Origin of the sequence: Microbacterium trichothecenolyticum (assembly GCF_000956465.1) — a bacterium.
GTDB classification, from domain to species: Bacteria; Actinomycetota; Actinomycetes; order Actinomycetales; family Microbacteriaceae; genus Microbacterium; species Microbacterium trichothecenolyticum.
Map to the genome: position 1 here is coordinate 110,518 of NZ_JYJA01000035.1, position 10,780 is coordinate 121,297.

9 protein-coding genes are annotated in these 10,780 nt (G+C 71.6%); 8 read left to right on the top strand and 1 reads right to left on the bottom strand.

Annotation, left to right across the window (positions count from 1 at the left end; genetic code table 11):
• Positions 1–94 precede the first annotated feature (94 nt).
• Positions 95–2,140: a vWA domain-containing protein gene (locus RS82_RS11140; RefSeq protein WP_045299396.1), complete on the top strand. Its 2,046-nt coding sequence runs from the start codon at positions 95–97 to the stop codon at positions 2,138–2,140.
• A 131-nt stretch (positions 2,141–2,271) separates the two neighbouring features.
• Here the strand turns inward: RS82_RS11140 and RS82_RS21820 are convergent, their stop codons facing one another.
• Positions 2,272–2,895, bottom strand: a complete 624-nt coding sequence (locus RS82_RS21820; RefSeq protein WP_045299398.1) for a MarR family winged helix-turn-helix transcriptional regulator — start codon at positions 2,893–2,895, stop codon at positions 2,272–2,274.
• 118 nt (positions 2,896–3,013) lie between these two features.
• Between RS82_RS21820 and RS82_RS20705 the strand changes: the two genes are divergently transcribed.
• From RS82_RS20705 to RS82_RS11180, 7 genes are all read left to right on the top strand, one after another.
• Positions 3,014–3,889 carry a MarR family winged helix-turn-helix transcriptional regulator gene (locus RS82_RS20705; RefSeq protein ID WP_052676786.1) on the top strand — a complete coding sequence of 292 codons (876 nt, stop codon included), beginning with the start codon at positions 3,014–3,016 and terminating at the stop codon, positions 3,887–3,889.
• A 195-nt stretch (positions 3,890–4,084) separates the two neighbouring features.
• On the top strand, positions 4,085–4,774 hold the full coding sequence (locus tag RS82_RS11155) for a sirohydrochlorin chelatase (protein WP_045299400.1): 690 nt from the start codon (positions 4,085–4,087) through the stop codon (positions 4,772–4,774).
• 177 nt (positions 4,775–4,951) lie between these two features.
• Positions 4,952–6,679 carry a nitrite/sulfite reductase gene (locus tag RS82_RS11160; protein WP_045299616.1) on the top strand — a complete coding sequence of 576 codons (1,728 nt, stop codon included), beginning with the start codon at positions 4,952–4,954 and terminating at the stop codon, positions 6,677–6,679.
• The gene (locus RS82_RS11165; protein WP_045299402.1) at positions 6,676–7,419 is read left to right on the top strand and encodes a phosphoadenylyl-sulfate reductase; all 744 of its coding nucleotides are present in this window, start codon (positions 6,676–6,678) and stop codon (positions 7,417–7,419) included. Before RS82_RS11160 ends, RS82_RS11165 begins: the two co-directional genes overlap by 4 nt.
• A complete protein-coding gene (gene cysD / locus RS82_RS11170; protein ID WP_245619585.1) occupies positions 7,416–8,333 on the top strand; it encodes a sulfate adenylyltransferase subunit CysD in 918 nt (305 codons plus the stop codon). The genes RS82_RS11165 and cysD overlap by 4 nt, the downstream gene beginning before the upstream one ends.
• Positions 8,333–9,643, top strand: coding sequence for a sulfate adenylyltransferase subunit 1 (locus RS82_RS11175; protein ID WP_045299406.1), 1,311 nt, complete (start codon positions 8,333–8,335; stop codon positions 9,641–9,643). Before cysD ends, RS82_RS11175 begins: the two co-directional genes overlap by 1 nt.
• 54 nt (positions 9,644–9,697) lie before the next feature.
• Entirely contained in the window at positions 9,698–10,780 is a 1,083-nt protein-coding gene (locus RS82_RS11180) for an ABC transporter substrate-binding protein (protein WP_045299408.1), read from the top strand.

Sequence of the window (10,780 nt, forward strand, 5' to 3'; positions counted from 1 at the left end):
ACGTGCACTCGGGCTAGGCTGTGCCCTGACCGGACTACCCGGCCGGTGACCCCCCGCCCGGCTTCACGGCCGCACCCGCTTTGAGGATGCCCCCATGCGCGATGGAACGCGCGGCGACGAGGACGTCCCTGGCCCCCGCAGGGGCCAGACCTCCGACCCGAAGACAACACACACGCCCTCGGCTGTCTCGCCGACCCCTTCTCCCACCTTCTCGACCCGGGCCGCGTCGTCGCAGCCCGCGAAGCCTTCCGCGATCGACGAGCGCCGCGAGCGCCGCCGCAAGCGCCGCCGCCAGGCGATCATCGCGACGACCATCGTCGGCATCGTGGCGCTCCTCGGCTCGATCGGCACGGTGTCGTACGCGATCGTCTCCAACCTCGCCGGCGCCGAACAGCCGGCCGCGGGCCCGGCTCCCGAGGCGCCCGCGGTCGCCGAGCCGATCATCTTCCCCGAGGACGAGCCGGCCGCCACCGCCGGCGCGGAGCCGTGCGCGACGGTGAGTGTGCTGTCGTCGTTCGAGAACGCCGAGATGGTCGAAGGACTCGCGGCCGCGTACAACAGCCAGCCGCGCAATGTCGCCGGCTCGTGCGTGACGGTGACGACCAGCCGCGAGAAGTCGGGTGTGGCCGCCGCCGTGGTCGCGACCGGCTTCCCGAACCTCGCCGACGACCACAAGCCCACTGTGTGGCTGCCCGACTCGTCGACCTGGGTCGACGTCGCGCAGGCAGACGGCGCCACCAACCTCCGCGCCGAAGGCACGAGTGTCGCGGTCTCCGACATCGTGCTCGCCATGCCCGAGAACCTCGCTTCCGCGATCGGATGGGATGCTGAGGCCCCGACCTGGGCCGAGATCTTCACGTCGGCGGGCGACCCCGACCTCTGGGGCGGCCTCGGCCACCCCGAGTGGGGCGCGTTCAAGCTGGGCAAGACGAGCCCGCTCGTCGCCACGAGCGGTGAGGCCGCGATGTTCGCGTCGTACGGCACCGCCGCCGGATCGATGAGGGACTTCACCGTCGCCCAGGTCCAGGACCCCGCCGTGCAGGCGGAGGTGCATGAGAACGAGCTGGCGACGAGCCACTACATGGCCACGCCCGAGCACTTCCTCTGGCACGCACGCCAGGCCGAGGCATCCGGTTCCACTGCCGACTTCCTCTCGGCGGTCATCGTCGACGAGAAGTCGGTGTGGGACTACAACCGCGGCATCACGAGCCGCGACGGCATCACGCGCACGCAGGCCGACCCCCCGTCGGAGCAGCTCGTGCCGATCTACCCGGCCGACGGCTACTACTCGGCCGACAACCCGGTCATGCGCCTCACGGGTGAGTGGATCGATCCCGTCGAGTCGGAGGCGGCGGCGGACTTCATCCGCTTCACGCACACCGCGCAGGGTCAGGCGGCCGTCCGCGCCGCGGGCTACCGTGACCTCAACCGCGACCTCGACGAGGGCGTCCAGCAGGTCGGGCAGCTCGACGGCGACCAGGGCGGCACCCTCACCTTCCCCAGCGCCGACGTCGTCACCGCCGTCCAGGCGGCCTTCCCCGAGGTCCGCAAGCGCGCGAACGTGCTCTTCCTGCTCGACGTGTCGGGATCGATGGACGAGCCCATCTCTGCGAGCGACACCAAGCTCTCCCAGGCCCGCAAGGCGATCGAGGCGGCCCTCGGCCACTTCACGAGCGGTGACGACGTCGGGCTCGCGGCGTTCGCCCAGGCGCCCGACGGGGCCGTGGTGCCCGGGCTCGTGTCTCCGGTCGCCGACATCGGCTCGTCGCGCGACGGCTTCCTCGGCGCGCTGGGCGGCCTCACCTCGATGGGCGACACTCCGCTCTATCAGGCCGTCGACACCTTCGCGGCGCAGCAGGCGGCGTCGTGGTCGAGCGACCACATCAACGCCATCGTGCTGCTCTCGGACGGCGAGAACGATGCCCCGAACGCGCCGACGATCGGCGCCGACCAGATGCTCGCGAACCTGAAGGACATGCACCACGCCACGCCGGTGCTCATCTTCACGCTGGCCTACGGCGCCGACGCCGACGTGGCGACGCTGCAGTCCATCTCGAGCGCGACCGGCGCCCACTACTACGACGCGACCGACCCGTCGAAGCTCGAGGCAGTGCTCGGCGACCTCGTCACCAGCTTCTGACCCGTTCGGAATCGGGTCGTCGAGCGAGCCGGGGACGCTCCTACGTCTTGTGCTGCAGTTTCCTGCGAGTGCGGCGTCGTGCGACGCAGCACTCGCAGGAAAGTGCAGCCGTCGTGGGGTGAGTCCGGCGGTCAGGCGCCGGGCCAGGAGTCGGCGAGCTTCGTCAGCAGGCGGGCGAGCTCCGCGCGCTCCTCGTCGGTGAAGGCGGCGAGCGCCGAGTCGATCGCCTCGCGCCGCTCACCGCGGAATCCGCGCACCAGACGGGTTCCGGCATCCGTCAGCGCGACCCGCGTGCGGCGGGCGTCGTCGGGGTCCGCCTCGCGCCGCACCAGGTCGAGCTCGACGGACTGCTGCACGAGCCGCGACGCCCGGGGCTGATCGACGCCCACCGCGTCGGCGATCTCCCCGACCGAGAGCGGATGGGATGCTGCGGCCAGCGCCTCGAGCAGCCTCATGCGCGCGGGGCCGCCGAAGCGGCCGCCTCCTCCGGCCCACGGCGGTGCGCCGAAGCCGGGGCCCGGTCCCCCGCGACCCCACGGACCGCGACCGCCGGAGCCGTGCATCGTGCCGTCGGCGTGGACGTGCTCCCCGCCATCGCCGCTGTGCCCGTGCGGTCCGGCGGGCCCGTGCGCGTGCGGGCCCGTGGAGTGCGGACCGACGCCCTCCATCCACGGCGGACGGGGGCCTCGTCGTCCGCGGAGGCGGGCGAGGGCGGCGGCGATCGCGTCGGACGGGTCGTCGGGAGTGGACGGCATGCATCCAATTTACATGCGACTTGACATGGATCTGGAATGCATGTCACACTGCATGTACATGCACTTCGACATGTATCACTCGGCGGCCCTTCGAGCCGCCCCCGAAAGGACTTCCCCCATGAACGACATCAATGACAACGAAGAGAACGACATCCCCGCCGGCACGCGTCCGCTCGGCTATTGGCTGCGTGCGGTCGACGGCCTGCTGACACGCGAGTTCGCGACGGCGCTCGAGGCCGAGGGCATCACGCGGCGGGACTGGATGGCGCTCAACGTGCTGTCCGGCGACATCGACGCCCCCGAGTTCCGCGAGCGTCTCGCCCGCAAGGGCAAGCGCCTGCGCGACCTCGAGGAGCGCGGCTGGGCCGAGGAGCAGGGCGACGGAACGTGGGTCCTGACCGAGCTCGGCCGCTCCGAGAAGGAGCGCATCGGCGCGATCGTCGACAGCCTCCGCGCCCGTGTGGTCGCCGCCGTCGGCGACGACGAGGCCTACGCGGCCCTGACCGCCTCACTCGAGGCCATCGCCCGTGAGCTCGGGTGGGACGAGAACGCCACCGGCCGCGATCGCGGTTTCGGCGGTTTCGGACGCCCCGGGTTCGGCCCCGGCTTCCGTCCGGGCTTCGGTCCGGGCTTCAGCGGCTTCGGCCCGGGCTTCGGAGGCTTCGGCCCTGGATTCGGCGGGCGGCCGCGTCCGTTCGATCCCGACGTCCACGACGGCTACGGCCGCAACCGCCATCGCGGATTCGCTCCCGGGCGCCCCGGCCACCCCGCCGAGCGCTTCGACGAGCCCATGCGCGGCTACGGCGATGAGGGCTGCCACGGCCACCACCCGCATGCCGGCCACAGCCACCACGACCACGAGAGCCACGGCCACGGCGGTCATGGCCACGGCCACCACGGCAACCACGGGCGCGGCGGACGGCGCACCCAGCAGGCGTACGAACGCGGCTTCGACGCCGGGTTCGCCCGCGGCCGGGAGACCGGCGCGGCCTGAGCCGCAGCATCCGTCCCTCCGAAGGGTGGTCCCCGCTCGCGCAGGGCCCACCCTTCGGCGTGTGTCCCGCGGTCCGGATTTCGCGGGCGACCCAGCCTGAGATCCTGCGAAGTCCGGACATCGCACCGGGGGGCGGGGGGCGGGGGGAGGAGACGCCGTCACACGCGCGTCACACGCGCGGGGCACAATGGGCCCGTGAGCACCGCCCCCGCACTCCTCGCCATCTCGCACGGCACGTCGTCGCCGGCGGGTCAGGCGGCGGTCGCGGCGCTGGTCGACGCGGTCGCGCGGCGGCTGCCCGACGTGACGGTGCGGCTCGGGCATGTGGACGTGCAGCAGCCCGATGTCGCGGCATCCCTCGACGCGATCCCGGAGGGCACCCCCGTCGTGATCGTGCCGCTGCTCCTTTCGGCGGGCTACCACGTGCGGGTCGACCTCATCGAGCAGTCCGCGGGGCGCGACGGCGTCGTCATCGCTCCGGCGCTCGGCCCCGACCCGCGCCTCGTCGACGCGCTCCTCGCACGCCTGGGCCCCGTCGGCCCCGACGACGCCGTCGTGCTCGCGGTGGCCGGCTCGACCGATGACCGTGCGAACGAGGACTGCCGAGAGATCGGACGGATGCTGAGCGCCCGGCTCGACCGCGAGGTCACGGTCGGCTTCCTCGCCGCCGCCGACCCTCGCGTCGACGTCGCCGTCGCGGAAGCCAAGACGGGCGACGACCGCGTGGTCGTGGCCGACTACCTCCTCGCGCCGGGCTACTTCCACGACCTCGCCGTGCGGCTGGCACCCGGCGCCCGGGTCGCGTCGCCGCTTCTCGGCGATGACGAGCCCCCGGCCTCCCTCGTCGACATCGTGATCGATCGCTACAACGAAGCCGCGAAGTAGTCGGACCGAGTCCACAAAGGCCCGCAGCCGCAACTGTGTGACGCACCGTTACGTCGGTTAACGTCACTTGACGTTCGGATAGGTCTGACAGGCCCCCGCTTCTAGCCTCAGGCAATGGACTCGATAGGGTCCCGCCCGGGGGACGCCCCGGGATTCACCCCGGAGGCCCCCGTGACCATCAGCGACACCGAAGCGCGCGCAGCCGACGACCGCCCGCGCGCGGCCGTGCGCCCGCCGCGCCCGTCGTCGAAGCCGAACGGCCAGTGGAAGGTCGACGGCACCGCCCCGCTCAACGGCAACGAGGAGTGGAAGCAGGTCGACAACGGCCTGAGCGTGCGCGACCGCATCGAGAACATCTACTCGAAGGGCGGGTTCGCATCGATCGACCCGACCGACCTTCACGGCCGCTTCCGGGTGTGGGGCCTCTACACGCAGCGCAAGCCCGGCATCGACGGCGGCCGCACCGCGACGCTCTCCCCCGAAGAGCTCGAGGACGAGTACTTCATGATGCGCGTGCGCATCGACGGCGGCCAGCTCACCACCGAGCAGCTGCGCGTCATCGCCGGCATCTCCATCGACTTCGCCCGCGGCACCGCCGACCTCACCGACCGCCAGAACGTGCAGCTGCACTGGGTCCGCGTCGAGGACGTGCCCGAGATCTGGCGCCGGCTCGAGGCGGTCGGCCTCGGCACCACCGAGGCGTGCGGCGACGTGCCCCGCGTCATCCTGGGCTCGCCCGTCGCCGGCATCTCGGCCGACGAGCTCATCGACCCGACGCCGCAGATCGACGAGATCACGTCGCGCTTCATCGGCGACGAGTCGCTCGCGAACCTGCCGCGCAAGTTCAAGTCGGCGATCACCGGCCACCCGAGCCAGGACGTCGTGCATGAGATCAACGACGTCGCCTTCGTCGCCGTCGAGCACCCGGAGCTGGGCATCGGCTACGACCTCTGGGTCGGCGGCGGTCTCTCGACCACCCCGCGCCTCGCGGAGCGCCTGGGCGTCTTCGTCTCGCCGGAACGGGTGGCGGAGGCCTGGCACGGCGTCGCGCAGATCTTCCGCGACTACGGCTACCGGCGTCTGCGCAACAAGGCGCGCCTGAAGTTCCTGCTCGCCGAGTGGGGCGCCGAGAAGTTCCGGCAGGTGCTGCAGGACGAGTACCTCGGCTACTCGCTGCCCGACGGCCCGGCCGCTCCCAAGCCGCTGACGCAGGGCGACCACGTCGGCGTGCACAAGCAGAAGGACGGCCTCTCCTACATCGGCGCGACGCCGATCGTCGGCCGCGTCTCGGGCCCAACCCTGGCGAAGCTCGCCGACCTCCTCGAGGCGCACGGCTCGACGCGCCTGCGCACGACGCCCCACCAGAAGCTCGTGTTCCTCGACATCCCCGAGGAGAACGTCGAGCCGTTCATCGCGGGCCTCGACGAGCTCGGCCTGTCGGCCCGCCCGAGCCTCATCCGCCGCGGCACGATCGCCTGCACCGGCATCGAGTTCTGCAAGCTCGCGATCGTCGAGACCAAGGCGTACGCGACGGCCGCGGTGCTCGATCTCGAGAAGCGTCTCGAGCAGTTCGAGCTGCCGCATCCGATCTCCCTCCACGTCAACGGCTGCCCCAACTCCTGTGCGCGCATCCAGACCGCCGACATCGGCCTCAAGGGCCAGCTCGTCACGATCGACGGCGAGCAGGTGCCCGGCTATCAGGTGCACCTGGGCGGCGGGCTCGTCAACGCCGACCGCGACGACGCCGGCCTCGGCCGCACCGTGCGCGGGCTGAAGGTCGCCGCCGACGGCATCGCCGACTACACCGAGCGCGTCGTCAAGCGGTTCCTCGCCGAGCGCGACGCCGAGGCCGACGAGACGTTCGCCCAATGGGCGCACCGCGCCGACGAGGAGGCCCTCCAGTGACCGTCTCCCTCGCGCCCCGCGTCGCGGTGAAGCGCACTCGCGAAGAGCTGAAGGCCCTCGCCGAGCAGGGCAACCTCGAACTGGGCAGCCTCACCGATCACGAGGCATCCGCTGCCGAAGTGGTCGCGTGGGTCGCGCGCAATTTCGGGACGGATGCTGCCGCCGTCGCCTGCTCGATGGCCGACGCCGCCCTCCCCCACCTCGTGGCGGAGCAGCTGCCCGGCGTCGACGTGCTCTTCCTCGACACCGGCTACCACTTCACGGAGACGTACGCGACGCGCGATGAGGTGCAGCGCGCGCTCGACGTGCGGATCATCGACATCACCCCCGACCAGACCGTCGCCGAGCAGGACGCCGAGTTCGGCGCGAAGCTGTTCGAGCGCGACCCCGGCCTGTGCTGCGCGCGCCGCAAGGTCGCACCCCTGCAGGACGCGCTGGGCGGTTACGAGGTGTGGTTCACCGGCGTGCGCCGCGACGAGGCGCCCACCCGGACGAACACGCCCCTGGTGACGTGGGACGAGCGCAACGGGCTCGTCAAGGTGAACCCGGTCGCGGCGTGGAGCTTCGACGACGTCCTCGCCTACGCGGCCGCGCACAAGGCGCCGGTGAACCTGCTCGTCGGGTTCGGCTACCCCTCGATCGGCTGCGAGCCGTGCACGAAGCCGGTCGCGCCCGGCGAAGACCCCCGGTCCGGCCGCTGGGCCGGACTCTCGAAGACCGAATGCGGGCTCCACGAATGACCGGAACGATCGCCGCCCCCACCACGCTGAGCACCCTCGACCTGCTCGAGGCCGAGGCCATCCACGTCATCCGCGAGGTCGTCGCCGAGTTCGAGCGTCCCGTGCTGCTGTTCTCCGGCGGCAAGGACTCCGTCGTCGTGCTCCACCTCGCCACCAAGGCGTTCGCGCCCGGCAAGGTGCCGTTCCCGGTGCTGCACGTCGACACCGGCCACAACTTCCCCGAGGTCATCGCCTTCCGCGACGAGACCGTCGAGCGACTCGGCATCCGTCTCGAAGTCGCGAAGGTGCAGGACTACATCGACGACGGCCGCCTGCAGGAACGTGCCGACGGCACCCGCAACCCGCTGCAGACGCTGCCGCTGCTGGACGCGATCGCCGCCGGCCGCCACGACGCCGTCTTCGGCGGAGCGCGTCGCGACGAGGACAAGGCGCGAGCCAAGGAGCGCATCATCTCGCTGCGCGACGAGTTCGGCCAGTGGGACCCGCGCAACCAGCGCCCCGAGCTCTGGAGCCTGTACAACGGCCGCCACACCCCCGGCCAGCACGTGCGCGCGTTCCCGATCTCGAACTGGACCGAGCTGGACGTCTGGCGCTACATCGAGCGCGAGGGCATCGCGCTGCCGCCGCTGTACTTCGCGCACGAGCGCGACGTGTACGCCCGCGACGGCATGTGGCGACCCGTCGGCCCGTTCTCGCCGCCGCGCGCGAGCGAGACGGTCGAACGCCGTACGGTGCGCTACCGCACGGTCGGCGACATGAGCTGCACCGGAGCAGTGGAATCGGATGCCGCGGACCTCGCCGCGATCGTCGCCGAGGTCGCCGTCTCCACCATCACCGAACGCGGTGCGACGCGCGCCGACGACCGTCTCAGCGAGGCGGCCATGGAGGACCGCAAGAAGGACGGGTACTTCTGATGACCGCGACTCTCACCGCCCAGCCCACGCTGTTCCGATTCGCCACGGCGGGCTCGGTCGACGACGGCAAGTCGACGCTCGTCGGCCGCCTGCTGCACGACTCGAAGGCGATCCTCGCCGACCAGCTGGAGCAGGTCGCCCGCACGTCGGCCGACCGCGGCTTCGCGCATGGCGCTTTCGACTTCGCCCTGCTCACCGACGGCCTGCGCGCCGAGCGCGAGCAGGGAATCACGATCGACGTCGCGTACCGCTACTTCTCCACGGGCACCCGATCGTTCATCCTCGCCGACTGCCCCGGGCACGTGCAGTACACCCGCAACATGGTCACCGGCGCGACGACGGCCGACGCCGTGATCGTGCTCGTCGACGGACGCAAGGGCGTGCTCGAGCAGACGAAGCGGCACCTCGCCGTGGTGGCGCTGCTGCGGGTGCCTCACGTGATCGTGGCCGTCAACAAGATCGACCTGGTCGGCTTCTCGCAGGAGACGTTCACCGAGGTCGCCGCCCAGGCCGAGGCCGTGGCGACCGAGCTCGGCATCGAGGACCTGCACGTCATCCCGGTGTCGGCCCTCGAGGGCGACAACATCGTCGACCGCTCCGAGCGCACGCCCTGGTACGAGGGCCCGGCGCTGCTCGAGCTGCTCGAGACGCTTCCCGCCGCCGATGACGCCGAGCGCGAGCTCGAGCCGCTGCGTCTGCCGGTCCAGCTCGTGCTGCGCCCGCAGGGCGGCCTCGCCCCGGGCATCGACCCCGCCGAGGCGGAGCGCCTGCGCGACTACCGCGCCGTCGCAGGCCGTATCTCGAGCGGCATCGTGCGCGTGGGCGACCGCGTCGAGATCTTCCCCGGCGGCTCGGCGACCACGGTCACCGGCATCCGTGCCGCGGGCGCCGAGGTCGAGGAGGCCACGGCTCCGCAGTCCGTCTCGCTCGAGTTCGACCGCGACATCGACACCGCGCGGGGCGCGCTCGTCGTCGCCGCCGGCACGCTTCCGACGGGTCGCCGCGAGTTCGATGCCGAACTGTTCCAGCTCGACGCGCGGGCGCTGACCCCCGGCATCCGTGTCCTCGTCAAGCACGGCACCGCGACCGTGCAGGCCATCGTCGCGCAGATCGAGTCGCGCTACGACCTCGACGCGCTCACGCACGAGCCGGCGCAGACGCTCGAGACCAATGACATCGGCCGCGTGCGGCTGCGGCTGGCGGCCGACCTGCCGCTCGAGCCGTACGCCGCCAGCCGCCACGGGGGCTCGTTCCTCGTGATCCATCCGTCCGACGGCGCAACGCTCGCCGCCGGCATCGTGCGCGACTGATCCGGCGCGCACAACCCCACCACTGAGCAACACCGAATCTAAGGAGGCGACACCGTGAACAAAATCCGCACTGCGACAGCACTCACAACCCTGGGACTCGTGGCGGCGATGATGGCCGGCTGCGCCTCCGCCGCGGCGTCGCCGAGCGAGACCTCGGCCGGTGACGCCGGGCCCTCGGTCGACGAGCTGCGGCTGGGCTACTTCGCCAACGTGACGCACGCGCCCGCGCTCGTGGGGCTGGAGGAGGGCCTCTTCCAGGACGCCGTCGGCGACGACGTCACCATCACGACGCAGGTCTTCAACGCCGGCCCCGCCGCCATCGAGGCGCTCACCGCCGGCGCGATCGACGCGACCTACATCGGCCCGAACCCGTCGATCAACACCTTCATCCAGTCCGGCGGGCAGTCCGCGCGCATCATCGCCGGTGCCGCCACCGGCGGTGCGGCGCTGGTGGTGCGTGACGGCATCGACGACCCCGCCGACCTGGAGGGCACCACGATCGCGACGCCGCAGCTGGGCAACACGCAGGACGTCGCGGCCCGGGTGTGGCTGGCGGACCAGGGCTTCGAGACCGACACGTCGGGTGGCGGCGACGTGCAGATCACGCCGACCGAGAACGCACAGACGCTGACGCTGTTCCAGGACGGTCAGCTCGACGGCGCCTGGCTGCCCGAGCCGTGGGTGTCGCGGCTGGTCATCGACGCGGGCGCCCACGTGCTGCAGGACGAGGCCGACCTCTGGGAGGACGGCGAGTTCCCCACCACCGTGCTGCTGGTGCGCAAGGAGTTCCTCGACGAGCACCCGGATGTCGTCGCCGACCTGCTGAAGGGCCACGAGGCCGCCGTGCAGTGGATCGCCGACAACGCCGACGAGGCACCGGCCGTGATCAACGACGCGATCGAGAAGGAGACCGGCAAGCCGCTCGCGGACGCCGTCATCCAGCGCGCGCTCGAGCACGTGACGTTCTCGGTCGACCCGCACGCCGACACGTTCGAGACGCTCGTCGACAACGGCATCCAGGCAGGCACCCAGAAGGACGGCTCGATCGAGGGCCTGTTCGATCTTCGCCTGCTCAACAAGCAGCTCGAAGCCGAGGGCGAAGAGCCCATCTCGGCAGCAGGACTCGGCGAGGACTGA